Here is a 25615-nt window from a genome sequence, read left to right as displayed (position 1 = left end):
AAGCTCATCGAGCCGGACGCGCCGGCGGCTTGCAGCAGTCCACCGCACAGTAGTCCCACACCGGGATGCTGCCCAGCCGCCGCCCCGGATTCGACACGCAGACCGGCTCGGCCGCGGTGAACGGCGCCCGGACGCCGTCGCCGACCGGCTCGGACAGCCGCTCCAGCACCAGCTCACGCACCATGGTCACATAACGCGGATCGTGACCGGGCGTGCCCGCGCGCGCATAGCCCAGGCCCAGTTCCCCCGCGGTCTCGCGGGCCTCGTTGTCCAGGTCCCAGACGACCTCGAGGTGGTCGGAGACGAAGCCGATCGGGCTGACCGCGACGTCCGTCACGCCCTTCTCGGCGAGCGCGCTCAGGTGGTCGTTGATGTCCGGCTCCAGCCACGGCACCTGCGGCGGGCCGGAGCGGCTCTGCCAGACCAGGTCCCACGGCAGGTCCGTGCCGGCGGCGGAGGCGACCAGCGCCGCGGTCTCGTTCAGCTGCGCCTCGTAGCGCCCGCCGGTAGGGCCCGCGGTCGCGGCCATCGAGTTCGGGATGGAGTGCGCGGTGAAGACGATCCGGGTGGTCTCCCGGCGCGCCGGATCGAGCGTGGCCAGCGCGTCGCGGAGCGCGTCCGCGTGCGGCTCGACGAAGCCCGGGTGGTCCCAGAACTGCCGCAGCTTGTGGATCTCGGGCGCGCCGTCCACCGCGGCCCGGCCCTTGTCGATGTCCTCCCAGTACTGCCGGCAGGACGAGTAACCGCCGTAGGCGCTGGTCGCGAAGCCGAGCGCGGTCCGGATGCCGTCCGCCTTCATCTGGGCGAGCGTGTCCGCCATCATCGGGTGCCAGTTGCGGTTGCCCCAGTAGATCGGCAGGTCCACACCGTGCGCGGCGAAGTCTGCCTTCAGCGCGGCGATCAGGTCGCGGCACTGCTGATTGATCGGGGACACGCCGCCGAAGTGCATGTAGTGCTCGGCCACCGCGAGCAGGCGTTCCCGCGGCACCCCACGACCCCGGACCACGTTCTCCAGGAACGGCATCACGTCATCGGGGCCCTCGGGCCCGCCGAACGACATCACCAGCAACGCGTCGTAACCCACGGGACCCAGTCTGCCCGCTCGACCCGCACGACGAGGCGTCAGCCCCCTAGAAACGCGACCAACACAACACCAAAGCTTCGGGGGTACGGGACGGGAGCGCGCTCCCGTCCCGTACCCCCGAAGGATGTTGATCTTTATGCGCCGACGGCTGTGACGCTAGAGCTCAACGCTCCACGCGACAGGCGCGAAGATCATGCGCCGATCACCGCAACGCCAAATCCCAACCCTCCACGCGATAGGCGCGAAGATCATGCGCCGATCACCGCAACGCCAAATCCCAACCCTCCGCGCGATAGGCGCGAAGATCATGCGCCGATCGCGTGGAAGCCACCGTCGACATGCACGATCTCGCCCGTGGTGGCCGGGAACCAGTCGGAGAGCAGCGCGAGGATGGCCTTCGCGGCCGGCTCGGTGTCGTGGAGGTCCCACTTGATCGGGGCCCGCTTGGTCCACTCCTCCTCGAACTGGTCGAAGCCCGGGATCGACTTCGCGGCGATCGTGCGCAGCGGACCGGCCGCGACCAGGTTGCTGCGGATGCCGTCCTTGCCGAGGTGCAGCGCCAGGTAGCGGTTCGCCGACTCCAGGCCCGCCTTCGCGACGCCCATCCAGTCGTAGACCGGCCAGGCCACGGTCGCGTCGAAGGTGAGCCCGACGATGCCGGAGCCGGGCGCCATCAGCGGCGCGCAGGCCTTGGCGAGCGCCGGGTACGAGTACGTGGAGACCTGCACGGCCGTGGCCACGTCCTCCCACGGCGCGTCCATGAACCCGCCGCCGAGGCAGCTCTGCGGCGCGAAGCCGATCGAGTGGACCACGCCGTCCAGGCCGTCGACGTGCTCGCGGACCTTGTCGGCCAGCCCGTCCAGGTGCTCCTTGTTCGACACGTCCAGCTCGATGATCGGCACCGGCTTGGGCAGGCGCTTCGCGGTGCGCTCGACCAGCGACAGCCGGCCGAAGCCGGTCAGGATGACCTCCGCACCGGCCTCCTGCGCGAGCTTGGCCGTGGAGAACGCGATCGACGCGTCGGTGAGCACGCCGGTGATCAGCAGGCGCTTGCCCTCAAGCAATCCAGACACTGTTCCATATCCCTTTGTCGAGTTACTTCAGTGACCCATGCCCATGCCGCCGTCGACCGGGATGACCGCGCCGGTGACGTAGACCGCACCGTCGCTCGCCAGCCAGGTGACCACGGACGCGACCTCCTCCGGCGTGGCCATCCGGCCGAGCGGGATCTGCTTCTTGATCTCCGCCTTGCGCTCGTCGGAGAGCACGTCGGTCATCGCGGTGTCGATGAAGCCGGGCGCCACCACGTTCGCCGTGATGTTGCGCGAGGCCAGCTCCCGCGTGATCGACCGGGCCACGCCGACCAGGCCCGCCTTGCTGGCCGCGTAGTTGACCTGGCCCGGGTTGCCGGACAGCCCGACCACGGAGGAAATGAAGATCATGCGACCCCAGCGGGCCCGGACCATCTTCGGCGTGGCCCGCTTGGCCACCCGGAACGCCCCGGTCAGGTTCGTCTCGACCACGTCGGTGAACTGCTCGTCCGTCATCCGCAGCAGCAGCGTGTCCGCGGTCATGCCGGCGTTCGCGACCAGCACCTCGACCGGGCCGAGCTTCTCCTCGACCTGCGTGAACGCGGCGTCGATCGAGGCCGGGTCGGTCATGTCGCACCGCACGCCGAAGAGGTCGCCGTCGGGTGCGCCGGACCCGCGGTGGGTGATCGCCACCCGGTCGCCCTGCTTGGCGAACGCCTGGGCGATGGACAACCCGATTCCGCGGTTGCCTCCGGTCACCAGCACCGTGCGCGCCACGGTCACACTCCCTGCTCTCGGCCTGCCGGGCGGCAGGCGGTCGGGGTGAGCCTAGGTGCTACCGATTGGTAAACGGTAACCATCGGTGCCGGTGAGGCGGGTCATACCAGGGTATGAGCACCCGTGGAGGCACGACACCGCGATGTCACCCGCCGTAGCCTGCCGGGGTGTCCCCCGCATCACGCCTCCGCCGGCCCACGCCGCTGCGCGATCTCGGCCGGCTGATCGCCGGCGCCGACTACCCGTTCGCGCCGACGCGGCCGGGCTCGCGGTGGGCGGGGACGCGGCGCTGGCTCGTACCGCTGGGGCTGCTCCTGATCGTCGCTCTGACCGCCGCCGGCGCGGCCTATCTGCAGTCGCAGCGCAACCTCTCGATGGAGATCGCGACGCTGCTCTCGGCCTCCGGCACGGTACCGCTGCTGTTCGTCTTCTGGCGGCCGGTGATCGCATGGCGGTTCGCCTACGCCGGCGCGTTCATCGGCGCGCTCTGGACCGACCGGGAGACCTCGGACTGGCCGTGGAACCCGGTGCAGATCATCGTGCTCCTGCTGGTGTGCGGCGTCGTCTCGGCCCGGGCCGCGGGCGGCATGGTGCTCTGGGTCGCGCTGCTGATGGCGATCCCCTGCTTCGTCTACACGCCGAACGACAACGCGTTCGCGGTCTGGATGCTGTTCCTCGTCGTGATCGTGCTCGGCGACCAGGTGCGGCGGCGGACCCGCGCGCAGCAGAGCCTGGAGGCGCAGGAGGAGATCACCGACCTGGCCAAGGCGCAGCGCGCGGTGCTGGAGGAGCGGGCCCGGATCGCACGCGAGATGCACGACGTGGTCGCCCACCACATGTCGATGATCGCGGTGCGGGCGGAGACCGCGCCGTACCGGCTGGCCGAGCTGCCCGGACCGGCCCGCGACGAGTTCGCCGCGATCGCGGACGCGGCCCGGGAGACGCTCGCGGACATGCGGCGGCTGCTCGGCGTGCTGCGCACCAACCGCGAGGACGACCGGCAACTGGCGCCGCAGCCGACGCTCGCGGACGTGCCCGCGCTGATCACCACCGCCTACGAGGCCGGCATGCCGGTGTCGCTGGAGATGGACGAGATCGAGCCGGCACCCCCGGAGCCGGTGTCGCTCGCCGCGTACCGGATCGTGCAGGAGGCGGTGGCGAACGCGGGCCGGCACGCGCCGGGCGCGGTGGTGCGGGTGACCGTCTCCGTCTCCGAGGACGGCGGCGCGCTGCGCGTCACCGTGGCGAACGGGCCGGCACCGGCCGGGTCCGCCTCGCCGTCGCCAGGCGGCTCCGGACACGGTTTGATGGGGATGCGGGAGCGGGCGCAGGCGCTCGGCGGCACGTTCATAGCGATGCCGTCCCGCGGCGGTTTCGAGGTCTCCGCCACCTTTCCCCTCCTGGACCCGGCTACCGCCCCGACCACCCACCCCTAGTTCGACCAAAGCCCGGCTACCGCCCCGACCACCCACCCCCAGTTCGACTAAAGGCAGAGTTCCTTGATCAAGCTGTTGATCGCCGACGACCAGGCGATGGTTCGCGAGGGGTTCGGCGCGCTGCTCGCCGCCCAGCCCGACCTGGTGGTCGTCGGCTCCGCCGCGAACGGCGAACAGGCCGTGGCCGAGACCCGCCGCCTCGACCCGGACGTGGTGCTGATGGACGTGCGCATGCCGGTCATGGACGGGCTGGAGGCGACCCGGCGGCTGCTCGCCGACCCCGGCGCCGACCGGCCCAAGGTGCTCATCCTGACCACGTTCGACCTGGACGACTACGTCTTCGAGGCACTGCGCGCCGGGGCCAGCGGGTTCCTGCTCAAGGACGCGCCCGGCGCCGACCTGGTCCAGGCCGTGCGCGTGGTCGCCTCCGGCGAGGCGCTGCTGGCCCCGTCCGTCACCCGCCGGCTGATCGCGGAGTTCACCGCGCGGCCCGCGCCCCGGGAGCGGCCGCGGCCCACCGCGCTGAACGCGCTCACCGCCCGGGAGACCGAGGTGCTGCGCCTGATCGCCCGCGGCCGGTCGAACACCGAGATCGCCGCCGACCTGGTGGTCGCGGAGCAGACCGTGAAGACGCACGTCGGCCGGATCCTCGGCAAACTCGGCCTCCGCGACCGGGCCCAGGCCGTCGTGCTCGCCTACGAGACCGGCCTGATCTCCCCGGGCGAGTAGTACCTCCGCCGTAGTGAACGGATCACGGTTTGGTCACGTACCTCCGGAAAGCCAGTCGAAAGGCGGCTCTGGGGAGGGACGCGACACCCGTGGCCGGCGCCGCACGGTGTCCCCTCCAGCGAGGAGAGGACCGCCATGACGGGACGCATGCTGATGACCGCCCTGGTCGCCGTGGTGCTGTGGGCATACCTGCCGATGTTGCCGGTGCACCACCCCAGCCGGGTCCGGCCCCGGATGGCCGCCACCATCGCCGGGACGCTGGCCGGCTGCGCGACGCCGCACGAGTGCGCACGTCGGATCGACCGGCTCTACACGGTCGGCACCGCGTCGATGCGCGCGGCCGGGCAGCCCTACGCGTCCTGGGCCGGCCGCACGTTCCTCGGCTTCGACCCGCGCGGCGACGGGCAGGCCGCCGAGGTCTTCGGCGACCTCGCCACCGCCGAACGGATCACGATCGTCGTCCCCGGCGTCGCCACCACACTCGACACGTTCACCCGCGGCCTGGGCAACGTCGCCCGGCGGGCCCCCGCGGTGCAGGCCCGGGCGGTACACGAGGCGGCGCTCGCGCACGACCCGCACGCCCGGGTCGCGGTCATCGCCTGGCTCGGCTACGACCCGCCGGACGGCGTCGGCGTCTCCGCGGCCCGGGAGGAGGTCGCCCGCTCCGGTGCCCGCGCCCTCACCCAGCTACTGTCCGGCCTCGGCGCGGCCCGCCCCGGCGTACCCGTCACCCTCGTCGGCCACAGCTACGGCGCCATCGTGGCCGGGCTGGCCGTCCGAGCCGGTGCACCGGCCGTCACCGACCTGGTCGCGCTCGGCGCGCCGGGCATCGGCGCCGCGAAAGCCACGGACTTCCCGGGGGTACGGGTCTGGGCCGCCCGCGCCGACGCCGACTGGATCGCCCGGGTGCCGGCCGGCAGTCTGTTCGGCTTCGGACACGGCACCCCGCCGGCGGCGGCGTCGTTCGGCGCGCTTCCGCTGCCGACGGCACCGTCCACCGTGCACGATGCCTACCTGACCGCGGAGTCCCCCACGCTGCCGGCCGTGGCGGCGCTCGCGCTGCCGGGTGTGACCGCGCACTGACACGTCACGATCGGGTTGCGGTGACCGTTGTCCATGATCGGACAACGGTCACGCTCAGTGTCCGTCACCATTCGTGACGTGGATCGGAGATCGACGGGTTTACCCGCTCCCGCTTGTGGGCATCCTCTTTCCTGATCAGGCGTTATGCCCACCGGTCGCCGTCGGCGCCGGCCGACCCGTCCACACACGACACGACGTTCGTGTTCACCGGATGGTCAAACACGGTCGCGGGTAACGGGTGTAAGGTGGCGTCGGTTCGGTCCGGAACGACTGCGGGAGGTGATTGCTATGCGAGATAGCGATCCCCCCAGTCATAGCCGGGCCACCCGTCAGTTCCGCTGACGCCGCTCCCGGCGTCTCCACACAGCGACTGACCCGGTGACCGCTTCCCGTTTTCCCCCCGCTCTTCGGGCCGGGGCTTCATCCGCGCGCGCATCGCGCCGCCGCGGACGACCGGGAGCATCCGCGCGTTGATCTCCCCCTGCGGTTGCGCTTCCCTGCGCAGCACGGGGCTCGCCACCGGAGACACCACCATGAGCCGTTACGTAGCACCGCTGGGTCTGATGCTGGCCACCGCCTGGGTGGTCACCCTCTTCGTACTGGTCAGCGGGACGCCTAGCTGAATGTCGTCTCTCGCGCTCGGGCGCTTGATCGGGAGCGGCTTCGGCCTCGCTGGGGTGGCGTGGTGCACGGCCTCTGGTCTTCCTAGGAGGCTAGCCTTATTTCTGGAAGAGGTACTTCCAGGCGCTGAAGGCCAAAGCGAAGGCTAAAGGCGGAAGGTCGGGCCCGAAGGTCAGCCCGAAGGGTGGATTGGAGCCACCCGCCAGCGAACTCCGCCCCAGCGCCGGCCGGACGCCGGTCAAGGCAATCGCGACGACCAGAGAAGGCTACAGACAGCCGCCACCAGGCCGAGCAGTAAAGCGAACCCCGCATACCACTGAGTCACTTCACGCGGTTCTATCCGATACCCGATGGAGCTACCCATGTCTTCATAGACCTGCTTCAACTCGGTCACCGAAGCAGCCTCGTAGAAGAATCCCTTCGTCGCCTCGGCCAACTGCGCCAGCGAATACCGGTCGACCGGAACCGGCTGCAGATCTCCCGCGATGTCGACGATCCCGCTGTCCGTGCCGAACGCGATCGTCGACACCGGGACGTTCGCGGCGACCGCTGCCGCGCCCGCCTCCTCGATCGACCGCCCGGACGTCCGGTAGCCGTCGGAGAGCAGGACGATTCGCGCCGGGGGTGCGCCCTCGGCGCCGTCGGCGGGGACGGTGCGGACGGCGTCGAGGGAGGTGAAGACGGCCTCGCCGGTGGCGGTCGCCTCGGCGAGGGTGAGGCCGTCGATGGCGGAGATCACGGCAGAGCGGTCCTTGGTGGGGGCGACCAGGACGTTCGCGGCCTTGGCGAAGGAGACCAGGCCGACGTTGAAGGTTTCGGGCAGTTCGCCGACGAACTGCTTGGCGGCGACCTGTGCGGCCTCCAGGCGGTTCGGGGCCACGTCGTCGGCCTGCATGGAGAGGGAGACGTCCATGGCGAGGATGATGGTGGCGCGCTCCAGGGGCTTCTCGGTGTCGACCGACGGGCGGCCCATGCCGAGTGCCAGGGTGAGCAGCGCGAGCAGGAACGCGGTCGGGCCGATGTGCTTGCGCCAGCCGAGTCCTTTCGGGGCGAGGGTGCGCAGCAACTCGACGTTGCTGAAGCGCACCGCGACCGTGCTCTTGCGCAGCTGCCGCCAGACGTAGGCGCCCGCGGTCGCGAGCACCGGCAGCACCAGGAGCAGCCAGAACGGTTCCAGAAAGCGAATCATCGCGTCGTCCCTCGGGTCCGGGCGTGCCGCTGGGCGGCCACGAAGCGAACCATGTCGAGCAGCCAGTCGGAGTCGGTGCGCAGCCGCAGGTGGGCCGCGCCGGCGCCGCGCAGCGCGGACGCGATGGCCGCACGTTGCGCGGCAGCTCCCTCAGCGTACCGCCGGCGTAGTTTGGGGTCTGAGGTCTGGACCTCGTGCACGGCGCCGGTCTCCGGATCGACGACGGCGAGCACGCCGACGTCCGGGAGTTCGAGTTCGCGGGGGTCGACGATCTCGATGGCGAGAACGTCGTGCCGGACCGCGAGTTTCTTCACGGGCCGGGTCCAGGTGGCCGGGTCGGACATGAAGTCGGAGATGACCACCGCGACGCCGCGGCGGCGGGGTGGCTTGTTGAGCAGATCGACGAGTTCGCCGAGGTCGGAGCGGCCGGGCGCGCTGGGCAGCGCGGCGACGTGCCGGAGCAGGCCCTGCGCCTCCTTGCGGCCGGGGCGGGCGGGGCGGCGCTGGGTGCTGCCGCCGGTGCCGATCACGGCGCCGAGCCGGTTGCCGCCGCGCACGGCCAGGTGCCCGATGGCGGCGACGGCGGCGACCGCGAGGTCGCGTTTGAGCCAGCGGGCGGTGCCGAAGTCGAGGCTGGCGGAGAGGTCCAGCGCGATCCACGTCTCCAGTTCGCGGTCGGCGACGGTGCGGCGCACGTGCGGGACCGTGGTGCGCGCGGTGACCGGCCAGTCCATCCGGCGGACGTCGTCGCCGGGCGAGTATTCCCTCGACTCGCCGGCCTCGGTCCCGGGGCCGGGCAGCAGGCCGGCGTAGTCGCCCTGCAGCAGGCCGTCGAGTTTCCGGGTGACGAGCAACTGCAGCCGGGAGAGGACCGCTTCGGATCGGGTCGACTCGGCCGGTGCGAGGCCCCGGATCATCCGATCACCGGGCCCCGGGCCAGCCGGCCGGTGCGGTCTGCGCGCCCGGGGTGGCGCCCTGGCGCGGCGTGACCGAGGGCAGCGGGACGGTCGCCATGATCCGGGCGACCACGTGGTCGGCCGGCACGTCGTCGGCGAGCGCGTCGTAGCTGAGCACCAGGCGGTGACGCAGGATGTCGGGCGCGATGTCCTGCATGTCCTGCGGCAGCGCGTAGTCGCGGCCGCGGAGCACCGCGAGCGCGCGGGTGGCGCGGACGATGCCGAGCGATGCGCGCGGGCTGGCGCCGTACTGGATCAGGCGGGCCACGTCCTGCATGCCGTGGTCGGCCGGGGCTCGGGTGGCGAGCACCACGCGGACCGCGTAGTCGATCAGTGCGTTGTGCACGAAGACCTGGTCGGCCTTGTTCTGCAGCTTGATCAGGTCGTGTGGCGTGAAGATCGACATCGGCTCGGGGGCGCGCACGCCCATCCGGTAGACGATCTCGCGCTCCTCCGCGTCCGTCGGGTAGCCGACCACGATCTTCATCAGGAAGCGGTCGCGCTGCGCCTCGGGCAGCGGGTAGACGCCCTCCTGCTCGATCGGGTTCTGCGTGGCCATGACCAGGAACGGGTGCGGCACGCGGTGGCTCTCGCCGCCGATCGACACCTGCTGCTCGGCCATGACCTCCAGCAGCGCGGACTGCACCTTGGCCGGCGCGCGGTTGATCTCGTCGGCGAGCAGGAAGTTGACGAAGACCGGGCCGAGCTCCACGTCGAACTTCTCGCTGGACTGCCGGTAGATCCGGGTGCCGACGATGTCGGCCGGCACCAGGTCGGGAGTGAACTGGATGCGGGAGAACGTGCCGCCGACCACCTTGGCCAGCGTCTCGACCGCGAGCGTCTTGGCGACGCCGGGCACGCCCTCGATCAGACAGTGGCCGCGGGCGAGCAGCGCCACGAACATCCGCTCGACCATCCGGTCCTGGCCGACGATGACGCGTTTGACCTCGAAGAGCGCCCGCTCGACCTGGGTGGCGTCCTGCGCCGGAGTGGTGCCCTGTGCCGCCGCCGGCGGCGGAGCGTCGGGCTCACTGTCGGAGACGGGCACCTCGGGCGTGGTCTCTTCGGCCACAGGTCCTCCACAGAGTGGGTGTCGTTCGCTTGATCAAAGGCTAGTCCGCGGGACCCACCAAGCGTGACACGTCCCGATTCCGGCCGCTTGAGACAACCACACTTGTCTGACACCGGGCTGGGAGTACGCCGAGAGTCCGCGGAGACTCACGGCGGGTGGGTGGACAGGTGCCACGGTCCCGTGTGTACCATTTCAGCCGTCGCCGGGCGGCTTCCCCCGTGGCTGCCCGGCGACCCACAGCACCTCAGCATGATCAGCACCTCAGCATGATCAGCACCTCAGCATGATCAGCACCTCAGCATGATCAGCACCTCAGCATGATCAGCACCTCAGCATGATCAGCACCTCAGCATGATCAGCACCTCAGCATGATCAGCACCTCAGCATGATCAGCACCTCAGCATGATCAGCACCTCAGCATGATCAGCACCTCAGCATGATCAGCACCTCAGCATGATCAGCACCTCAGCATGATCAGCACCTCAGCATGATCGCGGGGTTTCGACGATGACCGAGCCCGAGACGCCGATCTGCTCGGCGAAGGGCTGCAAGGCACCGGCGACGTGGCGGCTGCTGTGGAACAATCCCGCGCTGCACACCCCGGACCGGCGCAAGACGTGGCTGGCCTGCGACGCTCATCGCGAGCACCTCTCCGGCTTCTTGGACGTCCGCCGGTTCCTCAGGTCGGTCGAGCCGTTCTGAACGCGGCGTTCCCGGCGCGCTGCGACTACCGTGGATGCCGTGACTGAGACGCCCGCACCCATGGACAGCGGCGAGGTGCGCATCAACGCGCTGGAGCCGTGGCCGGACACGGTCGAGTGGCGGCCGGTGTCGCACGACCTGATCTGGGTCGAGCTGGTGCGCCTCGCGATCTGGCTGGTGATCATGCTGGGCGCGATGATCGCCGGCTGGGTGCTGGTGGGCCACTGGATCTTCGGGGCCGGGCTCGGCCTGGTGCTCCTCTTCGGCCTCTGGCGGGCGATCGTGATCGGCCGGGCCGTGCGCGCCTGGGGTTACGCCGAGCGCGAGCGTGATCTGCTGGTCCGGCACGGGTTGCTGGTGCGCCGGCTGTCCATCGTGCCGTACGCGCGGATGCAGTTCGTGGACGTGACCGCCGGTCCACTGGAGCGCTCGTTCGACCTGGCCACGGTGCAGTTGCACACGGCCGCGGCGGCCAGCGACGCGAAGGTGCCGGGCCTGCGTCCGGCCGAGGCGTCCCGGCTGCGCGACCGGCTGACCGCGCTGGGCGCCGACCGCGCCGAAGGCCTGTGAGATGACGGAGACGCACCGCGCCTCCCCGCCGGACCGGCCCACGGGAGACGAGCCCGAGACGCACGACCCCGAAACGCACCAGCCCGGGATGCACCAAACCGGGACGCATGAACCCGGGACGCACGGGACCGGGACGCACGGGACCGGGACGCACGGGACCGGGACGCACGGGACCGGGACGCACGGGACCGGGACGCACGGGACCGGGACGCCGGAAGGCGAGTTGCCGCCGCGCAAGCGGCTGCATCCGCTGAGCCCGCTGCTGAACGGTGCCCGCACCTTCGTGGTGATCGTCGGCGCGATGTCGCTGTCCCAGGCGTCCGAGTTCGGCTGGCGGCGCTTCGTCGTCATGCTGGCCGTGATCTCGGTCGGCGCCGTCGTCTTCTCGCTGATCAACTGGGCGAACACCGGCTATCACGTGGTCGGCCGCGAGTTGCGCATCCACGAGGGCCTGTTCTGGCGGCGCACCCGGGCGATCCCGCTGGAGCGGCTGCAGACCGTGGAGGTGCGGCGCCCACTGCTGGCGCAGCTGACCGGCCTGGCGGAGCTGCGGCTGGAGGTGGTCGGCGGCGGCAAGACCGAGGCGCCGTTGGCGTTCCTGACCGTGGCGGACGCGGAGGCACTCCGGGAACGCCTGATGAGCCTCTCCGGCCCACAGATCCCCAAGCCCTTCGCGGGTACGCCGGAGGCCGCGCACCACCCGGGAACGCTTCCCGCGGAGGCGGCTCCCCCCGCGTACCCCCAGAGGGATCTTGATTTTCCGCTGCACGCGGTGCGCAACACGGACCTCGTGCTCAGCCAGGTCCTCACGCCGCAGACGTTCTTCCTGCCGCTCGGCGTGGCGTCGGTGCTCGTCCAGTTCAGCTTCGCCGGCGACTTCAACCCGGTGGCGATCTTCTCCACGCTCGCGGCGGTCGGCGGCGTCATGCTGGCCCCGGCGCGCCGGGTGCTCAACGACTGGGGCTTCCGGCTCCGGGACATCCCGCTGAACGGCGAGGGACGCGGCCTGCGCATGGCGTACGGGCTGCTGGAGACGCGTAACCAGACCGTGCCACTACACCGGTTGCAGTCGGTGACCGTCACCTGGCCGCTGCTCTGGCGGGCCAAGTCGTGGATGCGGGTGCGCTTCTCCGTGGCCGGCGTCGCGGGCCCGAGCGACGGCAACGACCAGCAGTCCGACCGGCTGCTCCCGGTCGGCGACCCGGAGACCGGCCGGCGGCTGGCCGCGCTCGCCATGCCCGGCCTGGACCTGGCCACGGTGCGGGTCGCGCCGCCGCCCGCGCGGGTGCGCTGGCTGCACCCGTTCGCCTGGTCGCGGATGGGTGTGGGGCTGAACGCGCGGGTGTTCACGGTGACGAAGGGCGTGGTCACGCGCGAGCTGGTGGCCGTGCCGTACACCCGGGTCCAGAGCGTGCGGGTGGTGCAGGGGCCGTTGCAGCGTCGCCTGCGGCTGGCCACCGTGCACGTGGACACCGCGGGTGGCGGCGGCGCGGAGGCGCCGGACCGGGACATCCACGAGGCGTGGGCGCTGGCCGCCGCGCTGACCGCCCGCGCGCACGCGGCGCAGGCTGCGACGATGTGAGCTTGACGGATCCTGTGCGGCGCGTGGGTGTGTGCTACGCATAGGCTGTGGTCATGGAAGAGCAGCCGGTCTTCACCCCCGGCCTGACCGCGCGCGTCGAGCTGACGGTCAGCGACTCCGACACCGCCCAGGCGCTCGGCTCCGGCGACGTGCCGGTGCTGGCCACACCGCGGGTGCTGGCGCTGGCCGAGACGGCCACGGTGGCCGCGACCGCCCGGCACATGCCGAGCGGCACGACCCTGGTCGGCGCCCGGGTCGAGCTGGCCCATCTGGCGCCCACGCCGATCGGCCGCACCGTCGCCGCGCAGGCCACGCTGGCCTCGGTCGACGGCCGCCGCCTGGTGTTCGACGTGCACGTCACCGAGGTCGCCGACGTGCCCTACGAGAAGCGCCGGGTGGTCGCGGAGGGCCGCGTCGAGCGGGTGCTGGTCAACCGGCAGCGCTTCCTGTCCACAGCGTTCGACTGAAGGGTCATCCGTGAGGTTCGTCGAGGTCGCCGATCGTGTCTACGTGCTCCGTTACCCCATCCTGGACGTCAACTCAACGCTGATCGTCGGGGACGGCGAGGCGCTGCTCGTCGACACGCTCGCCACCGGCCGGCAGGCCGCGGACCTGGGCGAGGCCGCGCGGGCCATCACCAGCTTCCCGTGGGCGGTGGTGAACACGCACCACCACTTCGACCACGCCTTCGGCAACGCCGCGCTGGCCGACGCGATCCGCCCGGTCTGGGCGCACGAGGAGGCGAACCGGCTGCTGCTGGCGACCGCGGAGGAGCAGCGCGCCGCCTGGATCGCGCGCTGGTCGGAGACCGACCCGGTGCACGCGGAGGACCTGGCCCGGGTGGAGGTGCGCGGCGCGACCGACACGTTCGCCCAGGAGATCCCGCTCGACCTCGGCGGCCGGCTGGTGCACCTCAAGCACCTCGGCCACGGCCACACCGCCGGCGACATCGTGGTGCACGTGCCGGACGCGGGCGTGGTCGTCGCGGGTGACCTGGTGGAGGAGTCGGCGCCGCCGTCCTACGGTGACGACTCGTTCCCGCTGCAGTGGCCGGAGACGGTCGCGGCGCTGCTCCGCCTGGACCCGCTCGGCACGATCGTGCCCGGCCACGGCGCCCCGGTCACGCCGGAGTTCGTCAAGGCGCAGCACGAGGGGCTGACCACGGTCGAGTGGACCCTGCGGGACGCGTACGGCGACGGTGCCCCGGTCGAGGACGCCGCCCGCGCGGTGCTGGAGAAGACCACGCTCGGCCTGACCGAGGAGGCCGCGCTCGCGGCCGCCCGACGCGCCTACGCGAGCCTCTCCTGATCGGGCGTCCCTCACGGGACGCCCGATCACGGTTATTCCGGCAGGGTGATGGCTATTCCGGCAGGGTGATGCAGGCGAGCCGGGTGCCGGCGGTGCCGGCCTTGCCGGGGGCGGTCTCGGTGTGCTCGGCGTGGATGACCAGCGAGCGCGGCGGCTCGGTCTGGTCGAAGCGCCAGGAGACCGTGGCGGCGACGGACGCGGTGCCGGCCACGTCGGTGGTGAAGTCGAGCCAGACCTCGTTGCTGGGGTTGGCGAAGGACGGGTCCACGGACGGCGGGGAGGCGACGGCCTTCGGGTCGTGGTGGTGCTGGTAGTGCGGGCCGGCGTCCTCGCCCTTGGCACCGCAGACGTCGGTGTGCAGGTGCGCACCGTACGCCCGGGACGGCAGCAGGCCCTCGACGTCGAGCTGGACCATGGTGTCGACCACCGCGGGTGAGACCGTGACCAGCGCGCTGGCGCCGATCGGCACGAGCGCGGGATCGTAGGTGACCGCCGTCTGGTCCGCCGCCCACGCCTCGAACGTGCCGCCCTCGGCGTAGGCGCGCAGCACCGACGCGGTGGACGGTGCCGAGGGCAGCGCGGTGTCCCTGTCCTGCGACCCGCAGCCGGTGGCCGCCGTGAGCAGCCCCGCCAGCCCGAGCCCGATCATGAGTGCTCGTCGCATCCGCCCGCTCCTAACACCACGAAAACCGACAAATCATGATATTGCAGTGTCCATTGTTCCAGGGTTCCACTCGCCGATGGTGCGGATGGCCTGGGAGGATCGGGAGAAAATTCGTTCCCGGGAGGAACTGAATGACCTACGCGGTGGTGCTCGGCGAGGCGCTGATCGACCTGTCCGAGACCGAGCACGAGGGCCGGCCCGTCTACCGCCAGGTGATCGGTGGCGCACCGCTGAACGTGGCGACCGGCATCGCCCGCCTGGCCGGCCCCGGTCGCGCGGAGTTCGGCGGCGCGCTCGGCGACGACGTGCTGGCCGGCCGGATCGAGACGTTCCTCACCGACGCGGGCGTCGGCACCCGCGCGGTGGCCCGGGTCACGGCACCGACCGCGCTCGCGGTGGCCACGTTCGACGGCGCCGAGCCGGACTTCCGCTTCTACGGCGACCCACCGTCGTACGCGCTCTACTCCCCCGCCGACCTCCCGGACGGACTGACCGCGCGTGCGGCCGTGCTCTACTGCGGCTCGATCAGCCTGCTGCGCGAGCCGTTCGCGGACGCGGCGCGCGCCGCCTGGGCCACCGACGGCCCGCTGCGGATCTTCGACCCGAACGTGCGCCCACGACTGCTGCCGGACGACGCCGCCTGGGACCGCCAGCGCGCGCTGGTCACCGAGTTCACCGCGCGCGCCGACCTGGTCAAGCTCAGCTCGGTGGACGCCGAGGGCCTCTACGGCACCACGCCGGCCGAGGCCGCGCACCGGCTGCACGCGCTCGGCGCGCCGGTCGTGGTGGTGACCGACGGCGCGCGCGGCGCTCTGGTCTCCACCGGGGACCGGGAGTCGTTCGTGCCCGCGCCGGTCGTCGAGGCCGTGGACGCGACCGGCGCCGGCGACTCCGTGATGGCCGCGCTCGCGTACCGGCTGATGAACGACGGCCGGCCCACCGGCCACGCCGCGTGGCGGGAGCACGTCGAGTTCGCCCTGTCCGTGGCCGCACTGGTCTGCGAACGGGTCGGCGGCGCCGTCGCGATGCCGACGCAGGAGGATCTGCGCCGCCGATGGCACCCCTCCACGAAGATCAATTAGCTCCGGGTGGGTACGCCGGGAAGCGTGACGACGCGGTAACGTCGGGAGGATAATCCTCGGCGCGGCAGATCACCCCCTCCTGCCCGCCGTCGCCGGCACTCACCCCCGGGAGGCAGGTCCCCATGGCCGAGAAAGAGGCCCCGAAGACGGAGTCGCACGACCCCGACTTCCCCGAGGCGCTGCTGCAGTTCATGCGCTCCGGCTGGCGGGACGACTCGCTCACGGTCGAGAAGGTGTCGCACGCCGACCGGTTCGCCGCGCGCCGCGCCAAGCTCTCCGCCGCGTTCCCCGGCGAGACGCTGGTCATCCCGACCGGCGCGGAGAAGGTTCGGGCCAACGACACCGACCACCCGTTCCGGCCCGGCAGCGACTTCGCGTACCTGACCGGTGACCACGACCCGGACGGCGTGCTCATCATGACGCCGTCCGGCGACGGCCACGACGCCGTGCTCTACACCCGGCCGCGCTCGTCACGGGAGACGGACGAGTTCTTCCGCAGCCGCGACGGCGAGCTGTGGGTCGGCCGCCGGCACACGCTCACGGAGAAGTCCGCGCTGCTCGGCATCGAGACCGCCGCGCTGCGCGACTCCGAGGCCGCGCTGGCCGGCTGCGCGCCCGCCCACACCCGCGTGCTGCGCCGGCTCGACCCGCGCGTCGACGCCGCGATCCGGCCGTTCGACACGGAGAAGGCCGGCGCCCGCGACCGCGAGCTGGCCTCAACCGTCTCCGAGCTCAAGCTCGTCAAGGACGAGTGGGAGATCGCGCAGTTGCAGGCCGCGATCGACGCCACCGTGCGCGGCTTCGAGGACGCGGTCCGGGTCATCCCGGCCGACCGCGGCGTCTCCGAGCGCCTGATCGAGGGCGTCTTCGGCCTGCGCGCCCGGCACGACGGCAACGACGTCGGCTACGGCTCCATCGTCGGCGCCGGCTCGCACGCGACGATCCTGCACTGGGTCCGCAACAACGGCGTCACCACGCCCGGCGAGCTGCTGCTGATGGACATGGGCGTCGAGGGCGACCACCTCTACACCGCGGACGTCACCCGCACCATCCCGGTCAACGGCACGTTCTCCCCGCTGCAGCGCCAGGTCTACGACATCGTGCACGCGTCCCAGCAGGCCGGCATCGACCTGATCAAGCCGGGCGTGAAGTTCAAGGACGTGCACGAGACCTGCATGCGCGTGCTCGCCGAGGGCCTCTCCGACCTCGGCGTGCTCCCGGTCAGCGCGGACGAGGCGATGGACCCGAAGTCCACCGTCTACCGTCGCTGGACGCTGCACGGCTTCGGCCACATGCTCGGCCTGGACGTGCACGACTGCGCGCACGCCCGCAAGGAGAACTACCGCGACGGCGAGCTCGGCGAGAACTTCGTGCTCACCGTGGAGCCCGGCCTCTACTTCCAGCCCGAGGACGACCTGGTCCCGGCCGAGCTGCGCGGCATCGGCATCCGCATCGAGGACGACATCCTGGTCACCGCGGAGGGCGCGATCAACCTCTCGGCCGGCCTGCCCCGCACGTCCGCCGACGTCGAGACCTGGCTCGCCACCCAACGCGCCGAAGGCCCCCGCCTCCCCGGCGCCTGACGTCTCCCACGGGGCGTCAGGCGCCGGAACCTGGCGCGCCGTCCAACACGCCGAGAGCCCGCCCGGCGTCCCACGTCTCCCACAGGGCGCCAGGCGCCGGAACCTGGCGCGCCATCCAACACGCCGAAGCCCCCACTTCCCCGGCGCCCGACGTTTCCCAGGGGGCGTCAGCCCACGCCTGACGTCCCCGTTCAGATTCCCGCTTCCGGCGTGGTCACCGCGGGCGTGCTCCCGCGGGCACCGGTCCGATGCCACTCAGCTTAAGTTGATCTTCAGTCGAGGCCAGCGCGGCAGCAGCGCGCCAGCCCGCGGATTCCTTTCCGCCGCATCCGGCGGCGGACAGTCGAAAGCGGGCACGTGGTTTGCGAACGCAGGTCAACAACCATGATCAAAATAAGCTACCGAGCCTTCGGCGTCAGGGTGAGCGGCGCTCGGCAATCAGCACGGAACTTCCCTCCGCCGCTGAAACCCTGTCCGAAATATCACCACAAAGGCACCGACGGCGACCCTTGAAAGCGATCACGTGTCGCAAATCGTTGTCGAAAGCGCCGGATGACAACGATTTGCGACACGTGATCAACTCCCGGCCCGGCCATATCGAGCCTTGGATGTCGGCTTGAGCGGCGCTCCGCAGCGGCGAACCTCTAGCGTGAGATTTCGGGCGTGCAGCGCCCGGACGGCCACCGCCGCTCGAACCTCGACTCCGAATGGTCAGTAAGTGGCAAGGGGCACCGGTCGTCGCTGGCGCTCCCCCGTGCCAGCCCGCCGCCGCGAGACCAAACCCTCCCCGGCCCGTTGCCCGATTCGTCTGCCGCGTTCGTCGGCCCGGCCCGTCTGCCCGGCCCGCCCCCGGCCCATCCACCCGGCCCACCCCGGCCCACCCCGGCCCGACCGCCCGGCCCATCCACCCGGCCCGACTGCCCGGCCCGTCTACCCGGCCCGTCTGCCCGGCCCGCCCCCGGCCAATCCACCCGGCCCACCCCGGCCCGTCTGCCCGGCCCGCCCCCGGCCCGACTCCTCGGTTGGCCTTCGGCTCCGACTCGGGCTGCCGCCCCGCCTCTCGGCCCGTCCACAGCCTGGCTTTGCCCGCCTGACCTCTGGCTCGGCGCCGGTTCGGCCTCCGACACCTACCCGCAACGAGGCCTCTTCGCCCGGAATCTCACGTATGCCGCCTAAGCGATCGCCCGCTCGGCGCGAGGCGGCCGGAAAGGATCATTGAGTGATACGTGGGGTAGATCAACGCGCGAAGTTGATCTACCCCACGTATCACTCAATGATCCTCCAGGGTCTGCGGCGATGATGTTCGTTCCTCTCGGGGTTGCGTCCGGGCTCCACGTCCGAAATATCACTACATCCCACCCTGCCGCAGGGCGCCTCAGTCCTGAGTGATCAATCAGTGGAGCAAAAGAGCGATCAACTTCGATATTTGATCTCTCTTTTGCTCCACTGATTGATCACTCAGGCTCTGGCCGGGGTGCGACTGACGTCATCCGGCACGACCGATCGCGGCGCTCGCAAACTTTATAGTGATATTTCGGACGCGACGCGTCCGGGCAGGGCGCCCGGCGGGTGTGAGGTCGCGCGGCCCGCTGGGGGGGGTGGGGGTTACTTGCGTGAGATGCGACCGGCAGGGATGAGCGCAAGCGATGATCGGCACCCATTGCCACTTAGCCTGTTTTGATCATGGTCGTAGACCTGCGCGGTAGCAAACCACGTGCCCGCCTTCGACTTTCCGCCGCCGGATGCGGCGGGAAGGATTCCGCAGGCTGGCGCACTGGTGGTGCGCCGGCGTCGACTCAAGACCAACTTAAGCTGATTGGCATCGGGCGCCGTTCGTCGCTGGCGACCCTCCCTGCCGGCACCGCCGCTGGTCACCACAAACCCCGCGGCACTCCTGCGACCCGAACGCGGAGCCGCCCAGCGACTTCCTCGTACCGCCGCGACTCGCGTCGCACCCGCCCACACCTCATGCCCCGCCCACACCTCGTGCCCCGCCCACACCTCGTGCCCCGCTCGGACGCGTCGTGCCCCGCCCGACTCCGTCCATCGGCTGTCGCGCCCGCGATATCGGCGTAGGGCCGGTGGTGGGTGTTGGGTGGTCAGGAGGAGGCGGTGGCGAGGAGGGAGTAGGCGAGTGTCGTGGGAGCGTGGTGGGCCGCGTTGCCACGGCGGGTGGTGACGAGCAGGCCGGCCGCGCGGAGGACGGAGAGGTGCTGGGAGGCCGAGGGCAGACTGATGCCGACCCGGCGGGCGAGGTCGGAGGTGGTGCCGGGGGTCTCGGTGGCGGCCCGGAGCACGGCGGCCCGCGAGCGCCCCAGGAGCGCGGCCAGCGGATCTTCCGGCAGAGCCGGCGACGCCGAGCGGCGCGAATACCGGCGAGCCGCGGGCCCGGACAACGATCCAGCTCCGGAAGGCGGTCCAAGCCCGGAAGGCGGTCCAAGCCCAGAAGGCGGTCCAAGCCCGGGAAGCGACGCGGGACCGGAAAACGACGCGGGACCGGGAAACGGCGACGGACCGGGAAACGACGCGGGACCGGGAAACGGCGCGGGCGTCGTGGTGATGGGGTAGGCGATGAAGACGGCGGCCGGGTCGGTGCCGACCCAGGGGCGGGTGGCCGCGACCGACGGGATGAGGGTGACGCCGGCGCCGTTCGGGCGCAGGTCCAGGTCGTGGCTGGTGTCGACGATCAGCACCGGGTTGTGCCAGCGGACGCGCGGGTGGATGGTGGCGAACAGGCCCTCGACGCCGGTGGCGGCCAGATCGCGGGTCTTGGCGCGGACGTCACGGTCGACGTGGGCGGCGGCGCCGGAGCTGGCGGGCCCGGTGTGCCGGTCGTGGTGGCGGCGGATGGCGTCGGCCAGGCGGCGGAACGCGGGCCGGTCCCCGGCGGCGAGGCGCTGGTGCCAGGCGTTGAGCGCGCCGCCGGTGAATCCGAGGAGCTCGCTGCGGACGCGCCGGCGCCCGGTGTCGGTCAGCCGGCGCAGCGACTCGTCCAGGGTCTCGGGTGCGGACGTGCCCGCCAGCGGCGCCAGGAAGTCCGGGAACGCGGCCGGATGCGCCAGGTCTCGCAGCTCCCGGCCGGGGTGGGCGGTGCGGGCGGCGACGCCGATGAAGACCTCGTGCAGTGGAAGGGGCGCCGGGAGCAGCCGGGTCCGCGCGAGGTCGTCGGGGCCGAGCCAGATGCGGATCATCGGCGTGCCGTGGTCGCCATGCCGACGAGACGCCGCGGCAGGCCGCAAACGTTGTCATGCCTGGCGATCGAGAAAGACATATAGCATCCTCGATTGATATTGCCGAGACCGCATTGCGGTCGACGTGCGGCCCGGGCGGCACAGTACGATCAGCGGCGCCGCGCGGACAAGGGAGAACTCAAGCCGATGCCGAGTCGCGATTCGGGCCGGGACAACGAACCCGAGATACCTGGTGGACGGCGGACGGACGGTCGCGCACCCGAGCCGGTGCGCACGCCTCCACCACCGTCCACGGGGCACATCGATCATGAGGCCACGATCGTCATGCCTCTGGTCAAGCCCCGCACCGCCACACCGGGCACCGAGCCCTCCGGCCGACCGGGGGCCGCGCCGAAGACCGCGCCCAACGGCGACGCGGCCACCGAGGTGACCCCGCCCCAGGACCCGGCGCCCAGAACCGCTCCCAGCGGCGACGCCGTCACCCAGGTGACCCCGCCCCAGGACCCCGCACCCAGAACCGCTCCCACCGGCGACGCCGTCACCCAGGTGATCCCGGCCCAGGACCCGGCACCCAGGACCGGTTCCAGCGGCGACGCCGTCACTCAGGTGACCCCGCCCCAGGACCCCGCACCCAGAACCGCTCCCACCGACGACGCCGTCACCCAGGTGATCCCGGCCCAGGACCCGGCACCCAGGACCGGTTCCAGCGACGACGCCGTCACCCAGGTGATCCCGGCCCAGGACCCGGCGCCCAGGACCGGTTCCAGCGACGACGCGGTCACTCAGGTGGTCTCCGCCCAGAGCCCGGCGCCCGATACCGCCCCCACCGGCGATGCGGTCACCCGGGTAATCCCGGCCCAGGGCTCCGCGCCCAGCGCCTCGCCGGCTGCGCCCGCGTTCGGGCCGCTCAGTGAGGACACCGTCGTCCTGCCCGCGCTCCGCGGGCGCACCACCAAGCAGGATCGGGAGCGTCCACCCACCAACATCCCCCAGCCGGTGCCACCCGCGGAGCCGGCCGAGGCCGACGTCGCAACGCCGGCGCCGCCGGCCCTCGAGGCGCCGCAGCGCCGTGGGCCGTCCCGGGCGATGGTCGGTGTCGGGATCGCGGTGGTGCTGATCGTGGCGGCCGCGTGGCTGCTGGTCAGCCTGCCAGGCGCGCCGGGTGGCGCGGACTGGGCCGGCGGCGGCGACCGGAACTGGCCGCCGGGTGCGCCCGGCGGGAGTCCCAGCGCGGAGCAGCCGATCGGCGCGCCACCGGCCAGCGCGCCGTTCGAGTCGCCCGAGCCCGGCCGGCCGACGGACAACGGCCTGGTCGCGACGCCGCCGAGCCCGGCCGCGGCCGCGGAGCCGGCCGTGACCACGCCGGCCGCCGCGGGCACCTCGCCCAGCGACGCACCGCCGATCACCGGCGCGCCCACCGTGCCGTCGCCGACGTCGAGCCCGGTGAACGGCGGCAACGGCATCGGCGGGCTCGCTCAGATCGAGGCGGAGGCGTTCGCCTGGCAGTGGGGCGTGACCGCGGCCGCGCTGGACGGCGCGTCCGGCGGGCGCGGCGTCTCCGCGATCAGCAACGACGACTGGCTGCGCTTCGACTCGCTCAACTTCGGCGGCGGCGTGCGCACGTTCAAGGTCCGGATCGCGAACGGGTCCGGCGCAAGCGGCCGAATCGAGATCCGCTATGACAGCCCGTGGTCGTCGCCGGTCGCGTCCGTCTCGGTGGACAACACCGGCGGCTGGTCGCAGTGGCGCACCCGGAGCGTCTCCTGCACGTCCACCACCGGCAGCCGCACGATCTACGTCTCCTTCGTCAGCCGCTCCGCCGGCGACTTCGTCTACCTCGACTGGATCTCCTTCGCCTGACCACGCCCACTCCCCAAGATCGAGGCGTCCCCCAAGTCCGTCTAACGACTTGGCAGACGCCTCGATCACGGGAGAGCCCAAAGTGGGAGCGCGGGCGGCGGCACGCCGAAGGGCGAGCGCCTCGAGCGGCGAGCGCTCTGAAGGGGCGTGAGCCGCTTTGGTTTTTTCTGGAGTGGCCACGAACCCCGCAGGGAGGAGCTCCAGCGACGACCGGTGCCCGCGGGAGCATTCGGCCCTCAGCCACGCCGGATGTGGGAATATCAAGATCTTGAAGGGTTGGAAACGAGGCCGGAAACGAAGCCAGAAACCAAGCTGGAAAAGAAGCCCCAAAGGCTCATAAACCCCCCGCAGTGGCCGATGGGACACCGCAGACCCATTCCAGCGGATCGGACCCGGGCGGCGGCGATGGCAGCGCGTGAGGCGAAGAACAGGCACACGGGAAGCCGGCGGTGGGATGCGGCGCCCGGTGAGGGGCGGTCGGCGGGACGGCAGCTGACGTTCTACTTCTCGGTGCTGGTGGTGCTGCTGGCGCTGACCGCGGTCGCGCGCGCGGTGGTGACGGAGTACGCGACGCGGCAGATGACCGAGGTGGCGAACCGCTGGGCGCCGGCCGGCGTGACGAACGCGAAGGTGCTGCAGTCGCTGACCGACGTGCAGGCCGGGATCCGCGGCTACCAGCTGACCGGCGACGCCGCGTTCATGGACACCTACTCGTCCGGTACGGCCGGTTTCCTCGCGGCCGTCGACTCCCTGCGCGACCTGCGCGCCTCCGACCCGGACCTCGGCACGCTGCTGGACCGGCAGGAGACGCTCGGCAAGCGGTGGTGGCAGACGTACGCGGAGCCGGTCTCGGAGGGCGAGCGGGTCGACGCGGAGGAGGCGGCGAGCGCGTTCGCCGCGATCCCGGCCGCGAACGCGGACGCCCAGGCGCGGATCGACACGAACATGGTCGCGTCGATGTCGGCCGCGAAGGACCTGATCCGGCTGGTGAACGCGGTCTCCGCGCTGATCACGCTGATCACGGTCACGGTCACGCTGTACCTGGCGTACCGTGCGGTCGGCGACATCATCCGGCCGTTGCGCGCGCTGAGCATCACGCTGCGCCGGCTGGAACGCGGCGACTCGCACGAGCGCGCGCCGGTGTTCGGGCCGGCCGAGGTGCAGAACGCCGCGAACGGCGTGAACAAACTCGCGGTCGAGAACCAGCGGCTGCGGATGCGCCAGGAGCACGAGGGCCACATGCGCGAGGTGGCCCGGACGATCGGCGTCGCGGTCCGCGCGCACCTGGACGTCGACACCGTGCTGCAGGAACTGGTCGACAAGCTCGGCCCGGTGATCGGCGCGGACCGGGTGTACGTCCAGCTCTCCGGCCTGGCCGGCGGCATGCGGCTGAAGCAGTGGCACGCGCCCGGGCTGGTGCCGCTGCCGCCGAGCCTGCTCACCCAGGCGCCGGGCCGGATCGACGCGGCCATGTCGGAGCAGGACCCGGAGGCGCCGCCCGGCATCCACTTCCGCCAGGGCCGGATCCTGATGGAGATCGGCGGCGGCGACGGCGCGAACGGCACGGTCACGATGGCGTTCCCGCGCGAGTACGAGGTGCCGGACGGCGAGCTGGGCCTGCTCGCGCTGGTCCGCGAGGACATCGACCGGGCGCTGCACCACTCCTCGGTCTACGCGGAGCAGAACCGGCTGCTGGCCGAGGTCAAGGCGCTCGACGAGCACAAGGAGCGCTTCCTCGCCGACGTCACCCGGGAGATCCGCAATCCGCTGAGCAGCATCCAGGGCTACCTGGAGCTGATCGACGAGTCACCGGCGGAGCTGCCCGCGCCCGCGCAGAAGATGATCGCCGTGATCGACCGGAACGCGCACCGGCTGCGCGCGCTGGTCGACGACATGGTCACGCTCTCCTCGATCCGCCCGCGGTTGGCGAGGGCGAAGGGCCGGCCGGTCGCGCTCGCGGACGTGGTCAACGCGGTCGCGGGCGAGTACCGGTCGCGCTTCGAGTCGCAGGAGGTCACGTTCACGGTCGACTGCCGCGCCGAGGCGGCCGAGATCGGCGGTGACGCGGACCTGCTCGCCCACGCGCTGCGCAACCTGCTCGACAACGCGGCGAAGTTCACGTCCAAGTCCGGCACGGCCACGCTGCGCTGCACGATCCCGCCCCGCATGGTCGGCGACGCCGGCACCTCCGTGCTCACGGTCAGCGACACCGGCATCGGCATCCCGCCGGCGGAGGTCGACCGCGTCTTCGGCGAGTTCTACCGCGCGTCGAACGCGGTCCGCGCCGCGGTGGAGGGCCCCGGCCTGGGTCTGAGCCTGGTCAAGGAGATCATCGAGGCCCACTCGGGCCGCATCAAGATCACATCTGAGCTGAGCCGGGGCACCCAGGTCACCGCCGAACTACCACTGCTCAAGGCCGCTCCGACAACCGCCTGAGAACTACATCAGCGGGTACGGCCGGGCGCTGTGCGCGCGACATTTCGTATTGAGCGGGCGGGTGCGGTGTCAATCCGCAGGTCAGCGCGGAATGGCTCGCTGAGCGTCAACGACGTTCCCGGCCCGGCGACCGCACCATCGACATACCGCCCGTCCTCCAGCCGCCGCCACCGCAGGGTGACCAGACCGGCCGGGTCCGGATCGGCCAGCAGGTACCACCTGATCCCGGCCTTCGCGTAAAGATGATCCTTCGTAACGGTGTCGATCAGTCTGGTCTGCGCTGCCAGGATCTCGGCGACCAACACCACGTCGGACACGTCCACGACGTCTCGTGCCGGATCCGCCACGTCGTCCGAGTCGGCGGCCTCTTCCCCGGTGCTGTCGGCCGGGGGCCGCCGCACCACCAGGTCCGCGACGACGATCCGCTGCGGTGTGAGCCGCAGGGTGACCCGTTCACCGACCACCAGCTCCGCCTCGCGGGCGCCCGGTGCGAGCTGGTCCGCGATCGACCGGGCCAGATCATGCTCCCAGGGCCGGGGTAACGCACCGATCAGCAGGTCGCCGTTCACCAGCTCGACGTGGTTGGACGCCGCTCCGAGGGTCAGATACTCCGCCTCGGTCCAAGGCCCGACATGATTCAGAATCGACATCGCACGATG

The 25615-nt window shown here is 71.6% G+C and carries 21 protein-coding genes; 12 read left to right on the top strand and 9 right to left on the bottom strand.

Annotation, left to right across the window (positions count from 1 at the left end; translation table 11 throughout):
• Nucleotides 1-4 precede the first annotated feature (4 nt).
• From J2S43_RS03520 to fabG, 3 genes are all read right to left on the bottom strand, one after another.
• Nucleotides 5-1084: a ferrochelatase gene (locus J2S43_RS03520; protein ID WP_306827097.1), complete on the bottom strand. Its 1080-nt coding sequence runs from the start codon at nt 1082-1084 to the stop codon at nt 5-7.
• A gap of 305 nt (nt 1085-1389) precedes the next feature.
• Nucleotides 1390-2157, bottom strand: a complete 768-nt coding sequence (gene fabI, locus J2S43_RS03515; protein ID WP_306827096.1) for an enoyl-ACP reductase FabI — start codon at nt 2155-2157, stop codon at nt 1390-1392.
• Between the two features lie 27 nt (nt 2158-2184).
• The gene (fabG, locus tag J2S43_RS03510) at nt 2185-2892 is read right to left on the bottom strand and encodes a 3-oxoacyl-[acyl-carrier-protein] reductase (RefSeq protein WP_306827095.1); all 708 of its coding nucleotides are present in this window, start codon (nt 2890-2892) and stop codon (nt 2185-2187) included.
• A gap of 167 nt (nt 2893-3059) precedes the next feature.
• Here fabG and J2S43_RS03505 point away from each other — a divergent pair, with 167 nt between their 5' ends.
• The 3 genes from J2S43_RS03505 to J2S43_RS03495 all read left to right on the top strand — a co-directional run bounded on the left by J2S43_RS03505 (nt 3060) and on the right by J2S43_RS03495 (nt 6140).
• Nucleotides 3060-4328, top strand: coding sequence for a sensor histidine kinase (locus tag J2S43_RS03505; protein WP_306827094.1), 1269 nt, complete (start codon nt 3060-3062; stop codon nt 4326-4328).
• 63 nt (nt 4329-4391) lie between these two features.
• Entirely contained in the window at nt 4392-5057 is a 666-nt protein-coding gene (locus J2S43_RS03500) for a response regulator (RefSeq protein WP_306827093.1), read from the top strand.
• Between the two features lie 135 nt (nt 5058-5192).
• A complete protein-coding gene (locus J2S43_RS03495) occupies nt 5193-6140 on the top strand; it encodes an alpha/beta hydrolase (RefSeq protein ID WP_306827092.1) in 948 nt (315 codons plus the stop codon).
• Between the two features lie 859 nt (nt 6141-6999).
• Here J2S43_RS03495 and J2S43_RS03490 read toward each other — a convergent pair.
• The 3 genes from J2S43_RS03490 to J2S43_RS03480 are packed head-to-tail and all read right to left on the bottom strand — an operon-like array spanning nt 7000 to nt 9978.
• On the bottom strand, nt 7000-7950 hold the full coding sequence (locus tag J2S43_RS03490; protein ID WP_306827091.1) for a VWA domain-containing protein: 951 nt from the start codon (nt 7948-7950) through the stop codon (nt 7000-7002).
• Nucleotides 7947-8867, bottom strand: coding sequence for a DUF58 domain-containing protein (locus tag J2S43_RS03485; RefSeq protein WP_306827090.1), 921 nt, complete (start codon nt 8865-8867; stop codon nt 7947-7949). The genes J2S43_RS03490 and J2S43_RS03485 overlap by 4 nt, the downstream gene beginning before the upstream one ends.
• A 4-nt stretch (nt 8868-8871) precedes the next feature.
• Nucleotides 8872-9978: an AAA family ATPase gene (locus tag J2S43_RS03480; protein ID WP_306827089.1), complete on the bottom strand. Its 1107-nt coding sequence runs from the start codon at nt 9976-9978 to the stop codon at nt 8872-8874.
• Nucleotides 9979-10485: 507 nt separating this feature from the next.
• On the opposite strand from J2S43_RS03480, the gene J2S43_RS03475 reads away from it, so the two are divergent.
• The 5 genes from J2S43_RS03475 to J2S43_RS03455 all read left to right on the top strand — a co-directional run bounded on the left by J2S43_RS03475 (nt 10486) and on the right by J2S43_RS03455 (nt 14140).
• Nucleotides 10486-10680, top strand: coding sequence for an acetone carboxylase (locus J2S43_RS03475; RefSeq protein ID WP_306827088.1), 195 nt, complete (start codon nt 10486-10488; stop codon nt 10678-10680).
• A gap of 60 nt (nt 10681-10740) precedes the next feature.
• Entirely contained in the window at nt 10741-11250 is a 510-nt protein-coding gene (locus J2S43_RS03470) for a PH domain-containing protein (RefSeq protein ID WP_306839184.1), read from the top strand.
• A 223-nt stretch (nt 11251-11473) separates the two neighbouring features.
• The gene (locus J2S43_RS03465; RefSeq protein WP_370881743.1) at nt 11474-12832 is read left to right on the top strand and encodes a PH domain-containing protein; all 1359 of its coding nucleotides are present in this window, start codon (nt 11474-11476) and stop codon (nt 12830-12832) included.
• A gap of 53 nt (nt 12833-12885) precedes the next feature.
• Entirely contained in the window at nt 12886-13299 is a 414-nt protein-coding gene (locus J2S43_RS03460; protein WP_306827086.1) for a thioesterase family protein, read from the top strand.
• A gap of 10 nt (nt 13300-13309) precedes the next feature.
• The gene (locus J2S43_RS03455; RefSeq protein WP_306827085.1) at nt 13310-14140 is read left to right on the top strand and encodes an MBL fold metallo-hydrolase; all 831 of its coding nucleotides are present in this window, start codon (nt 13310-13312) and stop codon (nt 14138-14140) included.
• Nucleotides 14141-14192: 52 nt separating this feature from the next.
• Here J2S43_RS03455 and J2S43_RS03450 read toward each other — a convergent pair whose 3' ends face one another.
• On the bottom strand, nt 14193-14804 hold the full coding sequence (locus J2S43_RS03450; RefSeq protein ID WP_306827084.1) for a superoxide dismutase: 612 nt from the start codon (nt 14802-14804) through the stop codon (nt 14193-14195).
• Nucleotides 14805-14935: 131 nt separating this feature from the next.
• Here J2S43_RS03450 and J2S43_RS03445 point away from each other — a divergent pair, with 131 nt between their 5' ends.
• Nucleotides 14936-15886 carry a carbohydrate kinase family protein gene (locus J2S43_RS03445; RefSeq protein ID WP_306827083.1) on the top strand — a complete coding sequence of 317 codons (951 nt, stop codon included), beginning with the start codon at nt 14936-14938 and terminating at the stop codon, nt 15884-15886.
• A gap of 122 nt (nt 15887-16008) precedes the next feature.
• Nucleotides 16009-17469 (top strand): aminopeptidase P family protein, encoded by a 1461-nt coding sequence (locus J2S43_RS03440; protein WP_306827082.1) that lies wholly within the window; start codon nt 16009-16011, stop codon nt 17467-17469.
• A 2099-nt stretch (nt 17470-19568) separates the two neighbouring features.
• On the opposite strand, the gene J2S43_RS03435 is transcribed toward J2S43_RS03440, so the two are convergent.
• Nucleotides 19569-20660 (bottom strand): helix-turn-helix domain-containing protein, encoded by a 1092-nt coding sequence (locus tag J2S43_RS03435; RefSeq protein WP_306827081.1) that lies wholly within the window; start codon nt 20658-20660, stop codon nt 19569-19571.
• Nucleotides 20661-20984: 324 nt separating this feature from the next.
• On the opposite strand from J2S43_RS03435, the gene J2S43_RS03430 reads away from it, so the two are divergent.
• Both J2S43_RS03430 and J2S43_RS03425 read left to right on the top strand, forming a co-directional pair.
• On the top strand, nt 20985-22520 hold the full coding sequence (locus tag J2S43_RS03430) for a carbohydrate-binding protein (protein ID WP_306827080.1): 1536 nt from the start codon (nt 20985-20987) through the stop codon (nt 22518-22520).
• Nucleotides 22521-22925: 405 nt separating this feature from the next.
• Nucleotides 22926-24956, top strand: a complete 2031-nt coding sequence (locus tag J2S43_RS03425; RefSeq protein WP_306827079.1) for a sensor histidine kinase — start codon at nt 22926-22928, stop codon at nt 24954-24956.
• Nucleotides 24957-24964: 8 nt separating this feature from the next.
• On the opposite strand, the gene J2S43_RS03420 is transcribed toward J2S43_RS03425, so the two are convergent.
• The gene (locus J2S43_RS03420; RefSeq protein WP_306827078.1) at nt 24965-25606 is read right to left on the bottom strand and encodes a Uma2 family endonuclease; all 642 of its coding nucleotides are present in this window, start codon (nt 25604-25606) and stop codon (nt 24965-24967) included.
• Nucleotides 25607-25615 lie beyond the last annotated feature (9 nt).

Origin of the sequence: Catenuloplanes nepalensis (genome assembly GCF_030811575.1) — a bacterium.
Lineage (GTDB): Bacteria > Actinomycetota > Actinomycetes > Mycobacteriales > Micromonosporaceae > Catenuloplanes > Catenuloplanes nepalensis.
Note: the sequence above shows the minus strand (reverse complement) of the source record. Positions and strands in the feature narration are given on the sequence as shown.